Source organism: Conexibacter woesei DSM 14684, from assembly GCF_000025265.1.
In the GTDB taxonomy this organism is placed as follows: Bacteria; Actinomycetota; Thermoleophilia; order Solirubrobacterales; family Solirubrobacteraceae; genus Conexibacter; species Conexibacter woesei.
This window is the reverse complement of record NC_013739.1, coordinates 1,664,347-1,681,166: the sequence shown is the minus strand read 5'-3', so window position 1 is coordinate 1,681,166 and position 16,820 is coordinate 1,664,347. Positions and strand designations below refer to the sequence as shown.

The following is a 16,820-nucleotide window of genomic DNA, read 5'->3' as shown; positions in this document are numbered from 1 at the left end:
GTGACGCTCCTCGTTCTCAGACCGGCACGACGCCGTGTCGTTTCCAGGGCCGCTCGACGCGCTTGCCCTCCGCCATCTCCAGCGCCCGGCAGATCGTCGGCCGCGTCTCGCGCGGGTCGATCACGTCGTCGATCATGCCGTTCTTGGCGGCGATGTAGACGTCGATCACTCTGCGATACGCCGCGACCAGCTCGGCTCTCTTGGCGGCCGGATCCTCGGCCTCCTCGACGACTCTGCGCATCACGATCTCAACCGCGCCCTCGGCGCCCATCACGCTGATCTCCGCGCTCGGCCAGGCGACGATCAGGTCGGGCTCGTACGCCTTGCCGTTCATCACGTAGTAGCCGGCGCCGTACGCCTTGCGCACTATCACGGTGATCTTCGGCACGGTGGCGTTGGCGACGGCGTAGAGCATCTTCGCGCCGTGGCGGATGATGCCCGCGGCCTCGACCTTCGTGCCGACCATGAAGCCGGGCACGTCCTGGAGGAAGACGAGCGGGATCCCGTACGCGTTGCAGAGGTTGACGAAGCGCGCGGCCTTGTCGGCGGAGTCGTTGTCGAGGATGCCGCCGAGCTGCTTGGGCTGGTTGGCGACGATCCCGACCGAGCGGCCGCCGAAGCGCGCGAAGCAGGTGATGATCGTCTTCGCCCACTGCGGCTTCATGTCGAAGTAGACGCCGTCGTCGACGATCCGCCGGATCACCTCGTACATGTCGTACGGCTTGCGGTTGGACTCTGGCAGCACGTCGAGCAGGTCGTCGTCCTTGCGGTCGATCGGATCGCTCGTCTGACGCACCGGGACCGGCGCCTCGCAGTGCTGCGGCATGTACGACAGGTACTGCTTGATCCGCTCGATGCATTCCTGGTCGTCGGCGACCTCGAGGTCGCCGACGCCGGACTTGCGGCAGTGCACGCGCGAGCCGCCCAGCTCCTCCTGCGTCACGTCCTCCCCGACCGCGGCGCGCACGAGGTGCGGGCCGGCGAGCGCCATCGAGCCGCGGCCCTTGACCATCGGCACGAAGTCGGCGAGGCCCGGGATGTAGGCGGTGCCTGCCGCGCACGGCCCCATCAGCGCCGCGATCTGCGGGATCACGCCGCTCATCACGACCTCTTCGCGGAAGAGGTAGCCGGAGCCGGCGAAGAGCGAGCCGACCGCCTCCTGGATCCGCGCGCCGGCCGAGTCGAGCAGCCAGACGAACGGGATTCGCTTGGACAGCGCGAGGTCGCGCAGACGCGTGACCTTCGTCTCGCCGGTCAGCCCCATCGAGCCGGCCATGACCGTGAAGTCGTAGGCGCAGACGGCGACCATCCGGCCGTCGACCTTGCCGTAGCCGGTGATGACGCCGTCGGCCGGCGCCTCCTTGCCCTCCAGGCCGCGGACCGAGAAGTGGATGCCGGCGTGGATCCCCAGCTCCGTGAAGGTGCCGTCGTCGATCAGCAGCGCGAGCCGCTCGCGCGCGGTCAGCTTGTCGCACCCGTGCTGTCTGTCGATCTTCTCCTGCCCGCCGCCGAGCCGCGCGGTCGCGCGCCGCTCGTGCAGCTCCTCGACCAGCGGTCGGAGGATCGAGGGCGGTGTCGTCACCGACCGGTCCACTGCGGCTCCCGTCTCTCGAAGAAGGCTCTGACGCCCTCCTGGATGTCCTCGGTCGCGAACGCCAGCGCGAGCTGCGCGCGCAGGAAGTCGAGCGCCTCCTCGAAGGCCATGTCCTGCTGCCGGTACATCGCGTCCTTGCCGAGCTTCATCAGCACCGGCGTCTTTCTCGCGAGGCGGCCGGCCCAGTCGGCGACGGCGGCGTCGAACTCGTCTGCCGGCACGACCTTGTTGACGATCCCGATCCGCCCCGCCTCGTGAGCATCGATCTGGTCGCCGAGCAGCAGCAGCTCGTTCGTCTTCTTGCGCCCGACGTTGCGATAGATCAGCGCCATGATCATGAACGGGTAGACGCCGACGTTGATCTCCGGCGTGCCGAAGCGGACGCCCTCGCGGGCGACGATCAGGTCGCACGCGAGCGCGACGCCGAGCGCGCCGGCGAGCACGTGCCCGTTCGCCGCGCACAGGCTCGGCTTGCCGAGCTGGCCGATCAGCTTGAACAGCTGCGGGAAGCGGTCGATCGCCGCGTGCTTGTGGACGAGCGGCACGTCGGCCGCGAAGCCGCCGAGGTTGCCGCCGGAGGAGAAGACTCTGTCGTGCGTCGAGGTCAGGACGACGCAGCGGACCGCGTCGTCGTCGCGCGCCGCGGTGAACGCCGCGATCATGTCGTCGAGCAGCGCGTCGGAGAGCGCGTTGCGGGTGTCCGGCTGGTCGAGCGCGATCGTCGCGACGCCGTCGTCGCCGACGTCGTAGCGGAGGGTGGCGTAGGGCACGCGGCCTTCCTGTGAGAAGTAGGACGTTTCACTTTCAACTCTGCCGGTGCGAGGGCGAGCCGTCAAGCGGGAGCGCGGACCACCGCCCGCGCGCCAGCGCGGATGCGCGGACCGCCCAGGTTTCGGTCTTGCGCGCGCACGGGAAGGGTCCGCTCGGCCGGTTTCCGCTCCCCGCTGCGAAGCCGGCCGTCGTTCGTCCCACGACTCACCAGGAGGTCCTCCGTTGGAGGCAGGAATCACGCGTGCGCGCACGCTCGTGCTCGCACTGATCGTCGCACTGCTCGCCGCCGGCGCGTCGCTGGCCGCCGCACAGACGGCCACCGCCGCCCCGCAGCTGCTCGCCCCCGGCAACGGCAAGGTGCTCGCCAGAGGCTCCCAGCCGCTGTTCAAGGCGCGCGACACGTCGCCGAACGCGCGCAAGTACACGGTCTACATGACGATCTCGAGATCGAAGAAGGTCGACCGCAAGGGCGACCTGAAGCAGACCAGACCCGGCACGTTCACGAGCATGAGACGGACCGGCAAGTACGGCTTCGTCTACAAGCCGGAGGCGTACAGCTTCCCGACCTGGTTCATGCAGGCGCCGGGCAAGTACTACTGGCAGGCGTACCACATCGACTGCGCCGTCCGCGGCTGCCACGTGCAGAGCAGAATCCGCTCGTTCGTCGTGCGCTGAGCCGCGCGCGACGGTCGTCGGCCGCGGACCTGCGCGGCTGAAAGTAGGAAGTCCTACTGTTTACTTTCCCTCGGGGCTGCGTTAGCGTCGGCTCCGAGGGACGACGACCGCGAGGACGAGGAGAGACGCCGCATGGCCACCGCCGCCAACGTGCTGAAGCCGGACTTCGGCGCTCAGCGCAAGCACTTCATCTTCACCGAGGAGCACGACCGCCTCCGCGAGTCGATCTCCCGCTTCGTCGCCAAGGAGCTGGCGCCCCACGCCGAGGAGTGGGAGGAGACGACGTTCCCCGACTCCGTGATCCGGCGGATGGGCGAGCTCGGCTTCCTCGGCCTCTCCGTGCCGGAGCAGTACGGCGGCCAGGGCGGCGACTACTACGCGAACCTCGTGCTCGCCGAGGAGATGGCCGGCGCGCACTCCGGCGGGCTCGCGATGGGCGTCGCGGTCCACACCGACATGGCGACGCCGCCGATCCTCGCGTTCGGCACCGAGGAGCAGAAGCAGAGATACCTCACGCCCGCGATGAGAGGCGAGAAGATCTCCTGCATCGGGATAACGGAGCCCGACGCCGGCTCCGACGTCGCCGGCATCAAGACGCGCGCGGTGCGCGACGGCGACGACTACGTCATCAACGGCTCCAAGACGTACATCACCAACGGCCACCGCGCCGACTACATCGTCCTGATGACGAAGACCGGCGACAACGACAGCGGCTACGACGGCTTCACCGTCTTCATCGTCGACATGGACCTGCCGGGCGTGATCCGCGAGAAGCGCCTGGAGAAGCTCGGCATGCACGCCTCCGACACCGCGCTGCTCGCGTTCCAGGACGTGCGTGTGCCCGCCGACGCCGTGCTCGGCGAGGTCGGCAAGGGCTTCTACCACATCATGTGGGAGCTTCAGGGCGAGCGGCTGATCGGCGCCGCCGGCTGCGTCTCCGGCGCCCAGCTGGCGTTCGACAAGACGCTCGAGTACGCGCTGGAGCGGACCGCCTTCGGCCGCCAGATCGGCAAGTTCCAGGTCACGCGCCACAAGTTCGCCGAGATGGCGACGAAGATCGAGTCGGCGCGGCAGATGGTCTACACGACCGCGTGGCGCTTCAACAACGGCGAGTACCCGGTGCGCGAGATCTCGATGGCGAAGCTGCACGCCGCGCGGATCGCGGTCGAGGTCGCCGACGAGTGCATCCAGATCCACGGCGGCGCCGGGTACATGAAGGAGTACGGGATCGAGCGCGTCTGGCGCGACATGCGACTCAACCGCATCGGCGCCGGCACCGACGAGATCATGCTCGACGTCATCGGCCGCTCCTACGGGCTCTAGGAGGGCTGCGATGAGCGACCAGATCGTCACCGGCGAGGACTACGCCGTCGGCAGCCTCGACGCGCTCGGCGAGGGCTGGGGCTTCCGCAAGATCCGCAGACCGCTCGGCGTGACCGCGTTCGGCATCAACGCGATCGTCCTGCCGCCCGGCTACGACACCGGCAGCCACTACCACGAGCACCAGGAGGAGACGTACTTCGTCCATCGCGGGCGAATCGCGATCACGTTCGGCGACGGCACGACGCACGAGCTGGGCGAGGGCGGCATCGCGCGCGTCGCGCCGAGCACCGTCCGCAGCCTCAAGAACCTCGGCGAGGAGGACGCGATCTACGTCTGCGTCGGCGGCAAGGACGGCTACATCGAGCGCGATGGCGTGAAGGTCGGCGCGGACGGCACCGAGCAGTCGTGACCGACCTGCTGCAGCGTGCGGGAGCGGGCGCGGCGGCCGCCGCCGCGCCGCTGCCGCCGCTGACGGCCGATCACGTGCGGCTGCGAGCAGAGATCCGCGCGTACGTCGAGGGCGAGCTGGCACCGCACGCCGGCGAGTGGGAGGCGGCGCGCTCCTTCCCCGACGCCGTCCTCGCCGACTGCGCGCGGCGCGGCTACGTCGGGCTGAAGTTCCCGCGCGAGCACGGCGGCTCCGGCGACCCCGTCGGTGCCGCGGTCTTCGCCGAGGAGCTGGCGCGCTGCGGCTCCGGCGGCCTCGGTGCCGGCATCGGCGCGCACGCCGGGATCGCGCTGCCCCCCGTCTGGAAGTTCGGCACCGCCGACCAGCACGAGCGCTACCTGCGACCCGGGATCCGCGGCGAGAAGATCGCCGCGCTCGGGATCACCGAGCCCGACGCCGGCTCCGACGTCGCCGCGCTGCGCACCCGCGCCGAGCGCGTCGACGGCGGCTTCCTCGTCAACGGCTCGAAGATGTTCATCACCAACGGGGTGCGCGCCGACTTCGTCGTCACCGCCGTGCGCACGACGCCGGAGGGCGGTCACGGCGGCATCTCGTTCCTCGTGGTCGACCGCGGCGAGGGCGTCGAGGCGCGGCCGATCGAGAAGCTCGGCTGGCACGCCTCCGACACCGCGCTGATCGCGTTCGACGACGTCTTCGTGCCGGAGCGCAACCTGCTCGGCGAGCTGCACGGCGGCTTCAAGCTGATCATGGTCAACTTCGCGTGGGAGCGGCTGATGATGTCGCTCGGCGCGCTTGGCGCGATGGAGCTGGTGCTCGAACGCACCGTCGCGCTGGCCCGCTCGCGGCGCGCGGGCCAGTCGATCCGCCACCGCCTCGCCGAGGTCGCGACTGCGCTGGAGACCGGCCGTGCGCTCACCTACCACGCGCTGCGCCTGCACCTCGCCGGCGGCGATGCGGTGCAAGCGGTGACGATGGCGAAGCTGGCGACGCAGCGCGCCGCCTACGACGCCGCCGACAGCTGCCTGCAGATCCACTTCGACCTCGGCGAGCACGCCGAGCTGGCGATCGAGCGCGCCGTCCGCGACCTGCGCCTCGGGCCGATCGGCGGCGGAACCGACGAGGTCATGCGCGAGATCCTTGCCAAGACGATGGGGCTCTAGCGGCTCATGGCAAGGCGGGCAGCTCTCTGACGTAGGAGACGCAGACCGCCTCGACGCGCTCAGCAGGCATCGCAAGCCGGAGCGCACGCGCTGCCATCTCGACGCCCGCGCCACCCCGCCGACCGAACAGCTCGCGGATGTAGCGGAGCCCCGCTGCCGTCGACGCGCCAGCGACCGGGTCGGCCGCCAGCGTGGAGACGGTACCTGCGACCTCCGCCGCCGCGGTGCCCAGCATGAGGCGGAGCACATCGCCCGCGTCCTTGTCGTCGAGGCGATCGACTCGACCGCTTTCGACACGTTCGCCGAGCTTGTGCGCCTTCGCGATCAGCAGCGCCGCTGGCCCCGCCACCGCGACGCGACGTTTGCGCGGGTCTCCCGGAGCGAGCGCCCCGATCGTCATCGGCCCATGGTCGGCCAGGGACGCCTCGAGACCTCGCACGCGCCGGGCTGCCCGGTGTCCGTGCTCTCCCAGCCGAGCGCCCCGTCGGCCGCCTGGCGGCGCGACGCCGTCCGGCACGATCAGGTCGACCGGTATGTCGACCGACTGAGCGGCGACCCGCGCCGACGCGAGCCAGATGCCCGGCTCCACATGCCCGTCGATCTGTTGGAGGCGAAAGCCCGCGCCACCCATCGCGACCTCGAGCTCCGGCGCCGCCCTCAGCAACGCGGGATCCAGCGCGAGGTCGCCGTCCGCCGTGTAGGGAGCCATCGTCGGGAGCGATCTGCCACCAACGCGCAGATAGACAGCCTGAGCACCCACCACGACGACCGCCGACAGGTGCGGTGCCAGCGCGTCCAGCGCGTCGAGCAGAACCCGCCGCGCCTCGACGTACAGGGGGTCGGGCGGCCGGTCGCGGGTCATCTGCTCGCGGTGGTCAGCTGCAGCAGGACGTCGTGACGCCAGCTCGTGTCGTCTCGCATCATCCACTCGAGCACGGCCTCCCCCTCCGCCGGCATCCGTCCGGTGCCTGTGAGGCAGTCGGCGACGATCTGCGAAGGCGCGACCGGCGCGACCGCGTCTGTCCGCCGCCGCAACCCGGTCCACACGACGTCGTCGAACGGTCGCAGCAGAACCACGTCTGGAGCCTGCGGGGCCGGCAGCAGGTTCAAGGCGCCGGCGACCGCCTCGGGGTCGTCGCAGTAGACGAACAGCTGCGCCGGAGCAGCCACCGGCGCAAGCTGGACGGCTGCGAAGGAGCCGGTGACCGCGACACGCCGATCGGCACCCACGGCGCCGAGGCCCGCGTACGCCTCTGCAACCCCCGCCCGCGATATGTAGCCCATCGCGCCATTGGATCTGAGAACGTCGTAGTCCTCCGCCCAGCGCCGCAGCAGGCTTGCCACGTCGACGTTCTCCACGCCGCCACGTGGAGAGCGTTCGACCATCCCCTCACGATCGAGGGTGTCGAGCATCCGCGACACGTATCCAGGCGCAAGCCCTGCAGCGGCCGCGAGATCGCGCACACCATACGGGGGCCGCGAATCGACAAGCATCCGAATGAGACGTCCTGCCTTCGGGCCGCGCACGCGCGCCGCGCCGCGGGGCTTCGGCCGCGGATCCCTCGCCGCTCCACCGGATGAGAGGAACAGAGCCGGGTGCTCGAGCTGCACGCGGACGTTGCCGGTGAGATCGACGTAGTTGATCCGCTCTGCGGTGAGCAGCTCGCGTGCCCGGGGACTGATCCACGGAGCCACGAACAGCAACGGGATGTTCGTGGCGAGCGCCCGGACCGCTCGCCCGAGACCGGACAACGCGGACGACACGTCCCGCGGGGTGAGCTCCTGCTTCGCTTCGACGACGAATGTCGTGGCCGTGCCGTTCGGCGCCGTCAGGACGATCGCTGTATCGAGAACCGCCGCACCCGTGTTCACCGGGTCAGTTGCGATTCTCCAGCTGGGCGGCAGTCGCTCGCGCAGCCGAGCAGCAGCGCCTTCGAGGAGTTCCGTTCTTTCCATCGAGCCGTTCCCCATTTCGAGAATCACACGATACCAGGCATCCGTCTCTTATTTTGGACTGTTTGCTACAGCGGAGAACGGACCGGTATAGGAAACAGAACGTGCACACTCAATCGGCGCCCACCACCGCGCTACGGACGTAGAGTCGGCGCCGCAGCGATCGACACGAGCCAGCAAAGGGAGATGTGCATGGGAATCCTCGACGACAAGGTGGCGATCGTCACCGGCAGCGCGCGCGGGATCGGCCGGGCGACGGCCGAGCTGCTCTCGGCGCAGGGCGCGAAGGTCCTGATCAACGATCTCGACGGCGACGTCGCGCAGCAGACGGCGTCGGAGATCGCGGGCGAGACGACGGTCTTCGCCGGCGACCTGACGAAGGGCGACGCGCCCGACAGACTGGTCCAGACGGCGATCGACGCCTGGGGCAGACTCGACATCGTCGTCAACAACGCCGGCTACACGCTCGACGCGCCGATCCACAAGCTGAGCGACGACTGGTGGCAGCGGATGATCGACATCCACGTCACCGTGCCGTTCAGAGTGATCCGGGCCGCCGCGCCGCACCTGCGCGAGCCGGCGAAGAAGGAGCGCGAGGAGGGCGTCGAGGTCTTCCGCAAGATCGTCAACGTCAGCTCCACCTCCGGCACGATGGGCAACGCCGGCCAGGCCAACTACTCGGCCGGCAAGGCCGGCGTCGTCGGCCTCACCAAGACGCTGGCGAAGGAGTGGGGCCAGTTCAAGGTCAACGTCAACGCGGTCGCGTTCGGCTTCGTCGACACGCGCCTGACGCAGTCCAAGGACGACGCCAACAAGATGACGATCGACGGCGAGGAGATCCAGCTCGGCATCCCCGACCAGCTGCGCGGCATGTCGCAGATGCTGATCCCGCTCGGCCGCCCGGCGTCGCCGGAGGAGGCCGCGGGTGGGGTCTTCCTGCTCTGCACGCCGTGGGCGAACTACGTCCACGGCCAGGTGCTGCACGTCAACGGGGGATTGTTCGGCGGAATGACCGGCTGAGCGACCGCGCCTGAGGACGCGTCAGGGCAGGGCTTCGAGCAGGCGCGCGAGGTCCTGCTCGCTGCTCCAGCTGCCGAACGAGGCGCGCAGCAGATCCTCGTTCGGGAGCGGGCGGATCACGACGCCGCCGGCGCCGAGCCGCTCGGAGACGTCCGCCGCGTCCGGCTCGTGCCAGGCGACGAGCGTCGTGCGGTCGCGCGCGAGCACTTCACGCCCCCGCTCGCGCAGCGCGTCGGCCGCGCGCTCGGCGAGGTCGTGCGCGTGCGCGTGCAGTTCGTCCCAGCCGGTCTCCTCGAACAGGTCGAGCATCGCCTGCGCGTGTGCGAGAGAGGCGACCGGCAGCGCCGGCGTGTCGTAGGCGCGGGCGTCGGCGAGCGGCGTCGCGTCGAGGCCGCTGTTGGGATCGGCGAGGTTGGTGTAGCCGGGGCTCGGCGGAGCGATCCGCTCGCGCAGCTCCGGCGCGACGTAGAGCATCCCGGTGCCGGCCGGACCGCACAGCCACTTCTGCCCCGCCCCCGCGTAGAAGGCGGCGCCGAGCGCGCGCACGTCGACCGGGACCGCGCCGACGCCCTGGGCGCCGTCGAGCAGCAGCGGCGGCTCGATCGCGGCGAGCGCGGCGGGCGCGCAGGCGCCGCTGCGCCACGAGACATGCGAGCAGACGACGAGCTTCGTGCGCGGTGTCACGGCGTCCGCGATCGCGGCGAACGGCGCGGTGCGCACCTCCACCCCACGGGCGCGCGCGAGCCCCACCAGCGGGCCGTAGACGCCCGGATGCTCCTCGTCGCTCGTCAGCACCTCGTCGCCGCGGCCGAGGTCGAGCGCCTGCAGGGCGCGGCCGACCCCCTCGGTCGTCGACGTCGTCAGCGCGACGTCATCGGGAGCGGCGCCGAGACGGCCGGCGTAGCCGGCGCGCAGCGCCTCGCTGCGCTCCCCCATCGCGAGGAAGAACTCCATCCCGCCGCGGCCGGCGGTCTCCTCCAGCTCCAGCTGAGCCCGGGCCGCCGCGGTCGCGCTGCGTGCGATCGGCCCATTCGTTCCCGCGTTCAGGTAGGCGACGCTGGCCAGGACGGGGAACTGCGCCCGGAACTGCGCGTGCCGGTCGTTCCCCGTCATCGTGTGGTGCTCAGGCCTTGTTGAGGGCCTTGGAGCGCTTGTTCTGCTGCTCGGTCCAGCGGTCGCGCGACTCCTGGATGACCTCGAGCGCGCTCTCCTTCGAGAACCAGCCGTCGACCTTGACGACCTTGCCCTCGGGCGTCTTGTAGATCGAGAAGAAGTGGGAGATCTCGTCGCGCAGCGGCAGCGAGAGGTCGTCGAGCTGGTTCATCCAGTTCCAGTTCGGATCCTCCAGCGGCACGCACAGGACCTTGTCGTCGATGCCCTTGTCGTCGCGCATCTTGAACAGCGCGATCACCTTGACGGGGATGACGCAGCCCGGGAACGTCGGCTCGGAGACGCAGACCATCGCGTCGAGCGGATCGCCGTCCTCGCCGAGCGTCTCGGGGATGAAGCCGTAGTCGGTCGGATAGACCACGGAGGAGAAGAGGAAGCGATCGAACTTGATCGCACCGAGCTCCTCGTCCCACTCGTACTTGTTTCGGCTGCCCTTGGGGATCTCCACCAGGCAGTGCATTTGGTTCTCACTCATTCACCCCAACGATACGGGGCCGCGCTCCGCGACGCGGCGACGGGGGCTATTCCGCGCGTGCGCGTACGATGGGCTCGATGGGGCACGACCACGGGCATTCGCATGGGGCCGGCGCCGACGCCCGCGCGCTGAAGATCGCACTCGCGCTGATCGTCGGGTTCATGTCCGTCGAGGTCGTCGTCGGGATCATCGCCTCGTCGCTGGCGCTGCTCTCCGACGCCGGCCACATGTTGACCGACGCCGCCGCGCTGGCGCTCTCGCTGGTGGCGATCAGAGTCGCCGCGAGACCGGCCCGCGGGGCGATGACGTACGGCTTCGGGCGCGTCGAGATCCTCGCCGCGCAGGCGAACGGGATCACGCTCCTGCTGCTGGCCGTCTGGATCGTCTACGAGGCCGTCCGGCGCCTGATCGAGCCGCCGTCGGTCGAGGGCGGCCTGGTGCTCGTCGTCGCGCTCGCCGGCATCGTCGTGAACCTGCTCGCGACGTGGGTGCTCTCGCGCGCCAACCGCGACAAGCTCAACGTCGAAGGCAGCTTCAAGCACATCCTGACCGACCTCTACGCCTTCATCGGCACGGCGGTCGCGGGCGCGGTCATCGTCGTGACGGGCTTCGAGCGGGCCGACCCGATCGCCTCGCTCGTCGTCGCGGCGTTGATGCTGCACGCCGGCTACGGGCTCGTGAAGGCGAGCGGGCGGGTCTTCCTGGAGGCGGCGCCGGAGGGCGTCGACCCGGAGGCGATCGGCCGCGCGATGGCCGCCCACAGCGGCGTCGTCGAGGTGCACGACCTGCATGTCTGGGAGGTGACCTCCGGCTTCCCGGCGCTGTCCGCGCACGTCGTCGTCAGAGCCGGCCTCGACTGCCACGAGCTGCGGCACGCGCTGCAACGCGAGCTGGAGACACGCTTCGACCTCCACCACACGACGCTGCAGGTCGACCACGAGGCGGCGCCGCAGGGACCGCTGCGGATCGAGGTCGCTCAGGCGGGCGAGGGGCTGTCGACCTCGCCGAGCGCGAGCCGCGCGCCCGAGAAGTAGTCGCCCGCCGGCGAGGCGAGGTAGGCGGCGAGTGCCGCCAGCTGCCCGTCGGTCGTCTGCGCGCCGGGCGTGATCGCGACCGTGCGGATCCCGTAGCGCGACCACTCGATCGAGAGCGTCCGCGCCATGTTCTCGACGGCGCCGCGGACGGCCTCGGCGTCGGGGTCGGGCGCGCCGGTGCCCGGCACGCCGTCAGCGCTGCCCGGCGGCGGTGCGACAAGCGCGATGCGGCCGTCCCGCTCGGCGTCGACCCAGGCGGCGTTCGCGACCGCGCGGACCGTCACCCAGGCGCTGTCGAGCGCGGCGCGCATGCCGTCGTGCCCGCCGCTGCCGAACGCCGGGCGCAGGTCGTGCACGAGCACGTCGAGCGAGCCGTGGGCGCGCAGCGCGCCGAGCGCATGGGCGGAGGCGTCATCCTCGTCGAGCGTCACCGGCAGCGCCGCGGTGACGGCACCGAGGGCGGCGAGCGAGGGGCCGAAGGCGGAGCCGCCGCCGAGGGCGACGACGCGGCCGGCGAGCAGTCCCGGACGAAGCAGCGCGGAGGCGTCCATGAGACGTCCGAGCCTATCCAGCGCTCCTTTCCGGTGCGGCGGGTAGGCTCGCTGCGATGGCCGTCGCGACCGAGTGCAAGCCGCTCACGCACCCGCTGCCCGGCGGCAGCGCCGCGGCGACGGTGCGGCTGCATCCGCTGCTGGCGGGCGAGATGCCGGCGCCGGCGGCCTACCTCGACCGCCGCCGCGGCCGGCTCGGACGGCTGCGCGACGTCGCCGGCGCGCTCGCGTCGCGTTCGCGCTGGCCGGCGCTGCCGGTGCCCGCGTTCCTCGTCGAGCACCCGACCGCCGGGCCGCTGCTCGTCGACACCGGCTTCCACCCCAGCGTGCTCGATGGCCTGCGCGCGAGCATGGGCCGCGCCGGCCCGCTGCTCTACGAGGTCCGGACGACGCGCGAGCAGTTGATCCCCGCCCAGCTGGAGGCGCTCGGGATCGCCGCGACCGACGTCCGCACCGTCGTCATGACGCACCTGCACATAGACCACGCGAGCGGCGTCGAGGCGTTCCCCGCCGCGACGTTCGTCGTCGACCGGCGCGAATGGGCCGCCGCGGGCGCCGGCGGCGGCTGGCGCAACGGCTACCACTCGCGCCAGTTCGACCACGCCTTCGACTGGCGCGCGCTCGACTACGACGACCCCGAGATCGACTCGTTCGCGACATTCGGACAGACCTTCGACCTGTTCGGCGACGGCTCCGTGCGGCTGCTGTCGACGCCCGGCCACACCGCCGGGCACCAGTCGGTGCTGCTGCGGCTGGACGGCCGCGAGGCGCTGCTGATCGGCGACGCGGCGTTCACGTGGGCGACGCTGCGCGACGGCGCGACGCCGTTCCTGCTGCACGACGAGCACCGCTTCCGCCGCTCGCTGAGAGAGATCGGGCACTACCTTCGCCAGACGCCCGGCGCGCTCGCGATCCCCGGGCACGACGCCGCCGCGTGGGGCGAGCTGGCGCCGGTCTACGCGTAATACGCGCTACGCGACGCCGGCGGGCTTCGCGGCGCGCCGCTCCGCACGCACGCGCTCTGCGACGCCCTTGGGGCCGTACTGCTCCAGCTCCCCGTACAGCGTCTTGATCTCGCCGAGGATCGCGTCCGCGACCTCCTGCTGCTGCTCGCGCGTCGGTCTGTCGATCTGCTCCCAGCGCATCGGCTCGCCGTAGAGGATCGTCACCTTCGGGAACTGGAGTCTCTTCCAGTTGCGGACTCTGACCGAGCCGTAGATCGCGATCGGCACGACCGGCGCGCCGGACTGCAGCGCGATCCGGCCGATCCCCGGCCGCGCGCGGTCGCTGACTCTGCCGGTGCGCGAGCGGCCGCCCTCGCAGTACATCACGAGCGCGCCTCTGCGCTCGAGGATCGAGTAGGTCGTAACGAACGCGTCCTCGTCGAACGCGCCACGCCGCACTGGGAAGACGCCGCCGGGCGAGAAGATCCACTCCATCGGCTTGCTGAACAGCTGCGACTTCGCCATGAAGCGCACGCGCCGGCGGATGAACGCGCCCGCGAAGAAGTGGTCCATGAAGGATGCGTGGTTCGGCGCGAGGATCACGGCGCCGTCGCTCGGCACGCGCTCGGAGTGGTAGCCGCGCATGCGGAACGCGATCAGCCCCCACAGCACGGTCACGACGCGGACCGCCTCGTAGACCCAGTTCGGCTCTGTCGTGCGCGCGCGCTCGTGGAACTTGTCGAAGTAGTCCTGGTCGCGCGAGTCCTTGTAGACCTGCGCCTTCATTCTCGACAGTCTCGGGTCCTGATCGGCCATCGGCCGGAGCTTACCGCCGCCTGGTGCACGGTGATGCGCCCGACCGGACGTACAATCGCCGTTCGTGTCGAGCGAGCGGACGGCGGAGGACGGGGCACCACGACACGTCGCGCGGCGGCGGCTGATCGCGCTCGGCGTGGTCGCCGGCATCGCGGTCGTCGTCGTGCTGATCGTCAGCGGTGTCCGCGAGATCGCCCGCGGCTACGACCCGCAGGGTGCGACCGTCGAGCACGCGTCGCTCGCGAGCGACGCGCTCGGCGGACGCGAGACCGAGCAGACGCTCGTCACGCCGCGCGGCGGCGGCAGCGGCCGCCCGCTGCTCGTCTTCCTCCACGGCCGCGGCGAGGACGGCAACGACTCGAACCTCTCCGACGAGCTGTTCGCCGCGCTCGCCGCGCTCGGCGACCGCGCGCCCGCGATCGTCTTCCCCGACGGCGGCGAGGCGTCGTACTGGCACGACCGCGACGACGGCGCGTGGGAGCGCTACGTCGTCGAGGAGGCGATCCCCGACGCCGCTCGCCGCCTGCACGCCGACCCCAGACGGGTCGCGATCGGCGGCATCTCGATGGGCGGCTTCGGTGCCTACGCGATCGCACGGCAGCACCCCGGCCGCTTCTGCGCCGTCGGCGGCCACTCGGCCGCGCTGTGGGAGTCCGCCGGCGAGACCGCCCCCGGTGCGTTCGACGACGCCGAGGACTTCGCCCGCCACGACGTGATCGCCGCCGCGCGTGCCGACGCCGCGCCGTGGCGCGGGATGCCGCTGTGGCTCGACGGCGGCGACGAGGACCCCTTCCGCGCCGGCGGCACGGCGCTCGCGCAGGCGCTCAGAGCCGGCGGCGCCGACGTCCGCCACCGCGTCTGGCCCGGCGCGCACGAGGGCGACTACTGGCGCGAGCACATCGACGAGTACCTGCGCTTCTACGCCGGCGCGCTCGCGCGCTGCGGGCGCTGACGCGCGGGCGCGAAGCGCGACGGCGCGCGACGGTGCGTGGCGCGCGGCGCGCTCAGCGGCGCGCGAGGTACACCGCGACGAAGTCCTTCAGCTGCCGCCCGCGGTGGAGGAAGCCCTGGAGCGTCTTGCCGGTCGCGCGGTGCGTCAGCGGCAGCTCGACCTCCTTCACGCGGTAGCCGGCGCGAACGGCGTCGACCGTCATCCCGATCTCCATCCCGAAGCGCGGCGCGAACGGGACGACGGCCGGCAGCAGGTCCGCGCGCAACGCGCGCTGGCCGGAGATCGGCGCGTCGAACGTCTCACCGCAGCGGCGCGCGATCGCCCACCGCGCGAAGCCGACCGCGAGGCCGAAGCCGCCGCCGACGCGCCTGGCGAACGCCGCGACCGCGAGGTCGGCCTCCCCCGCCGCGACGACGTCGACCAGCTGCGCCAGCGCACCGGCGCTCGTCGCCAGATCGCCGTCGCAGAGCAGGATCACGGGCGGGTCGGGCTCGTGCGCGAGCGCCAGCAGGCGCTCCGCGCCGAGCGTCGCCGCGCCGCCCTTGCCGACGTTGCGCTCCGAGCGCGCCACCTCCGCCCCGTGCGCGGCGGCGACCTCGGCGGTGCCGTCGGTCGAGCCGTCGTCGGCGACGACCACGCGCGCGCCCGGGAAGACCTCCTGCAGCGCGGCGAGCGTCGCCGGCAGCCGATCGGCCTCGTCGTGCGCGGCGATCAGCACGACCGGCGGCCGGCGCGAGATCCCGCCGGGCGTCTGGGGCACGTCAGGCATCTGGGGGGAAGGGGCGTGAGGCATCGGCAGCGGCGGCTATTGTGGCGATCCGCGGGGCCGACTGCGGCGCCGATCCCCTTTCGCATTCTTCTAGGAGGTCACTGTGGCTGACGTCGAGGCCCACATCACCGGCACGGTCTGGAGAGTCGAGGTCGAGGTCGGCGACACGATCGACGAGGGCGACACGGTCGTCATCCTCGAGTCGATGAAGATGGAGATGCCCGTCGAGGCCGAGGATCCCGGCACCGTCAAGGAGATCCGCTGCGCCGAGGGGCAGGCGGTCTCCGAGGGCGACACGCTGGTCGTGCTCGAGTAGTGGCCGGTTCGGCCGTGCCCGAGGGCGGGCGGCTGCTCGTCTCCGAGCCGGAGCCCGGCGTTGCGCAGCTGACGATCTCCAACCCCGCCAAGCGCGGCGCGCTCGACGCGCCGCTGCTGCAGGCGCTGACCGCGACGCTCGCCGAACTGGACGCGCGCTGCGTCGTGCTGACGGGCGAGGGCCGCGCGTTCTGCGCCGGCTACGACATCGGCGCGCTCACGAGCGAGGGCTACGACGACAGCGGCGGACACCCGTTCCAGGCCGCGCTCGCCGCCGTCGCCTCCTACCCCTATCCGGTCGTCGCGGCGCTCAACGGCTACGCGATCGGCGGCGGGCTGGAGCTGGCGATCACCTGCGACCTGCGGATCGCCGCCGACGGCGTCCAGCTCGGCATGCCGCCGGCGAAGCTCGGCGTCGTCTACAACCACGGCGGCATCAACCGCTTCGTCACCGCGATCGGCGCCGCCCGCACGCGCGAGCTGTTCCTCACCGGCCGCCGCATCGACGCCGCCGCCGCGGAGCGCTGGGGGCTCGTCAACGAGGTCGTCCCGGCCGAGCGGCTGCCGGCCGCAGCGCTGGAGCTTGCGCGCGAGATCGCCGCCAACGCGCCGCTCTCGCTGCGCGGCAACAAGGCCGCGATCAGCGCGGTCGTCGACGCCGCCGGCGCACTCGACCCCGAGACGGCGGCCGCGCTCGATGCGGCGCGCCGCGAGGCGTTCCTCTCCGACGACCTGCGCGAGGGCCTTGCCGCCTTCGCGGAGAAGCGCCCGCCGGTCTGGCGCGGGCGCTGAGCGGCGGACGGGGCGGCGCGGCCGAGCGGCCGAGCGCGGCGCGGGCTGAGCGCGGCGCGGCTGGGCGCAGCCGGGCGAGTGGCGCGCCCGCGGGCGG

Annotated in this window: 19 protein-coding genes; 10 read left to right on the top strand and 9 right to left on the bottom strand. The window is 71.7% G+C overall.

Features of this window, described 5'->3' with window-relative positions:
* Positions 1–16 precede the first annotated feature (16 nt).
* On the bottom strand, positions 17–1,582 hold the full coding sequence (locus CWOE_RS07955; RefSeq protein WP_148260935.1) for an acyl-CoA carboxylase subunit beta: 1,566 nt from the start codon (positions 1,580–1,582) through the stop codon (positions 17–19).
* A complete protein-coding gene (locus CWOE_RS07950) occupies positions 1,579–2,364 on the bottom strand; it encodes an enoyl-CoA hydratase/isomerase family protein (RefSeq protein ID WP_012933071.1) in 786 nt (261 codons plus the stop codon). The genes CWOE_RS07955 and CWOE_RS07950 overlap by 4 nt, the downstream gene beginning before the upstream one ends.
* 223 nt (positions 2,365–2,587) lie before the next feature.
* Between CWOE_RS07950 and CWOE_RS07945 the strand changes: the two genes are divergently transcribed.
* From CWOE_RS07945 to CWOE_RS07930, 4 genes are all read left to right on the top strand, one after another.
* The gene (locus tag CWOE_RS07945) at positions 2,588–3,040 is read left to right on the top strand and encodes a hypothetical protein (protein WP_012933070.1); all 453 of its coding nucleotides are present in this window, start codon (positions 2,588–2,590) and stop codon (positions 3,038–3,040) included.
* Between the two features lie 132 nt (positions 3,041–3,172).
* Complete coding sequence (locus CWOE_RS07940) at positions 3,173–4,363, top strand: acyl-CoA dehydrogenase family protein (protein ID WP_012933069.1); 1,191 nt, start codon at positions 3,173–3,175, stop codon at positions 4,361–4,363.
* A 10-nt stretch (positions 4,364–4,373) separates the two neighbouring features.
* Positions 4,374–4,772: a cupin domain-containing protein gene (locus tag CWOE_RS07935; protein ID WP_012933068.1), complete on the top strand. Its 399-nt coding sequence runs from the start codon at positions 4,374–4,376 to the stop codon at positions 4,770–4,772.
* Positions 4,769–5,932, top strand: coding sequence for an acyl-CoA dehydrogenase family protein (locus CWOE_RS07930; RefSeq protein WP_012933067.1), 1,164 nt, complete (start codon positions 4,769–4,771; stop codon positions 5,930–5,932). Before CWOE_RS07935 ends, CWOE_RS07930 begins: the two co-directional genes overlap by 4 nt.
* 4 nt (positions 5,933–5,936) lie before the next feature.
* Here CWOE_RS07930 and CWOE_RS07925 read toward each other — a convergent pair whose 3' ends face one another.
* Together CWOE_RS07925 and CWOE_RS07920 are read right to left on the bottom strand one after the other, a co-directional pair.
* Positions 5,937–6,794 carry a hypothetical protein gene (locus CWOE_RS07925; protein WP_012933066.1) on the bottom strand — a complete coding sequence of 286 codons (858 nt, stop codon included), beginning with the start codon at positions 6,792–6,794 and terminating at the stop codon, positions 5,937–5,939.
* The gene (locus CWOE_RS07920) at positions 6,791–7,915 is read right to left on the bottom strand and encodes a helix-turn-helix domain-containing protein (RefSeq protein WP_148260934.1); all 1,125 of its coding nucleotides are present in this window, start codon (positions 7,913–7,915) and stop codon (positions 6,791–6,793) included. Before CWOE_RS07920 ends, CWOE_RS07925 begins: the two co-directional genes overlap by 4 nt.
* A gap of 162 nt (positions 7,916–8,077) precedes the next feature.
* Here CWOE_RS07920 and CWOE_RS07915 point away from each other — a divergent pair, with 162 nt between their 5' ends.
* Positions 8,078–8,905 (top strand): SDR family NAD(P)-dependent oxidoreductase, encoded by an 828-nt coding sequence (locus tag CWOE_RS07915; protein ID WP_012933064.1) that lies wholly within the window; start codon positions 8,078–8,080, stop codon positions 8,903–8,905.
* A 21-nt stretch (positions 8,906–8,926) separates the two neighbouring features.
* On the opposite strand, the gene CWOE_RS07910 is transcribed toward CWOE_RS07915, so the two are convergent.
* Together CWOE_RS07910 and CWOE_RS07905 are read right to left on the bottom strand one after the other, a co-directional pair.
* Entirely contained in the window at positions 8,927–10,018 is a 1,092-nt protein-coding gene (locus tag CWOE_RS07910; protein ID WP_012933063.1) for an aminotransferase class V-fold PLP-dependent enzyme, read from the bottom strand.
* A gap of 10 nt (positions 10,019–10,028) precedes the next feature.
* The gene (locus CWOE_RS07905; protein ID WP_041730252.1) at positions 10,029–10,550 is read right to left on the bottom strand and encodes an inorganic diphosphatase; all 522 of its coding nucleotides are present in this window, start codon (positions 10,548–10,550) and stop codon (positions 10,029–10,031) included.
* Positions 10,551–10,618: 68 nt separating this feature from the next.
* On the opposite strand from CWOE_RS07905, the gene CWOE_RS07900 reads away from it, so the two are divergent.
* Positions 10,619–11,584 (top strand): cation diffusion facilitator family transporter, encoded by a 966-nt coding sequence (locus tag CWOE_RS07900; protein ID WP_012933061.1) that lies wholly within the window; start codon positions 10,619–10,621, stop codon positions 11,582–11,584.
* Here the strand turns inward: CWOE_RS07900 and CWOE_RS07895 are convergent.
* Positions 11,527–12,135 carry a Rossmann-fold NAD(P)-binding domain-containing protein gene (locus CWOE_RS07895; protein ID WP_012933060.1) on the bottom strand — a complete coding sequence of 203 codons (609 nt, stop codon included), beginning with the start codon at positions 12,133–12,135 and terminating at the stop codon, positions 11,527–11,529. The two genes, CWOE_RS07900 and CWOE_RS07895, sit on opposite strands and share 58 nt — an antisense overlap.
* A gap of 56 nt (positions 12,136–12,191) precedes the next feature.
* On the opposite strand from CWOE_RS07895, the gene CWOE_RS07890 reads away from it, so the two are divergent.
* Positions 12,192–13,100 carry an N-acyl homoserine lactonase family protein gene (locus tag CWOE_RS07890; RefSeq protein WP_012933059.1) on the top strand — a complete coding sequence of 303 codons (909 nt, stop codon included), beginning with the start codon at positions 12,192–12,194 and terminating at the stop codon, positions 13,098–13,100.
* Between the two features lie 6 nt (positions 13,101–13,106).
* Here CWOE_RS07890 and CWOE_RS07885 read toward each other — a convergent pair whose 3' ends face one another.
* The gene (locus CWOE_RS07885) at positions 13,107–13,895 is read right to left on the bottom strand and encodes a lysophospholipid acyltransferase family protein (protein ID WP_041730250.1); all 789 of its coding nucleotides are present in this window, start codon (positions 13,893–13,895) and stop codon (positions 13,107–13,109) included.
* Between the two features lie 64 nt (positions 13,896–13,959).
* On the opposite strand from CWOE_RS07885, the gene CWOE_RS30410 reads away from it, so the two are divergent.
* Entirely contained in the window at positions 13,960–14,847 is an 888-nt protein-coding gene (locus CWOE_RS30410; protein ID WP_012933057.1) for an alpha/beta hydrolase, read from the top strand.
* A 52-nt stretch (positions 14,848–14,899) separates the two neighbouring features.
* Here CWOE_RS30410 and CWOE_RS07875 read toward each other — a convergent pair whose 3' ends face one another.
* Complete coding sequence (locus CWOE_RS07875; protein ID WP_012933056.1) at positions 14,900–15,616, bottom strand: glycosyltransferase family 2 protein; 717 nt, start codon at positions 15,614–15,616, stop codon at positions 14,900–14,902.
* Between the two features lie 103 nt (positions 15,617–15,719).
* Here CWOE_RS07875 and CWOE_RS07870 point away from each other — a divergent pair, with 103 nt between their 5' ends.
* Together CWOE_RS07870 and CWOE_RS07865 are read left to right on the top strand one after the other, a co-directional pair.
* A complete protein-coding gene (locus CWOE_RS07870) occupies positions 15,720–15,932 on the top strand; it encodes a biotin/lipoyl-binding carrier protein (protein ID WP_012933055.1) in 213 nt (70 codons plus the stop codon).
* A complete protein-coding gene (locus CWOE_RS07865; RefSeq protein WP_012933054.1) occupies positions 15,932–16,723 on the top strand; it encodes an enoyl-CoA hydratase/isomerase family protein in 792 nt (263 codons plus the stop codon). The genes CWOE_RS07870 and CWOE_RS07865 overlap by 1 nt, the downstream gene beginning before the upstream one ends.
* Positions 16,724–16,820 lie beyond the last annotated feature (97 nt).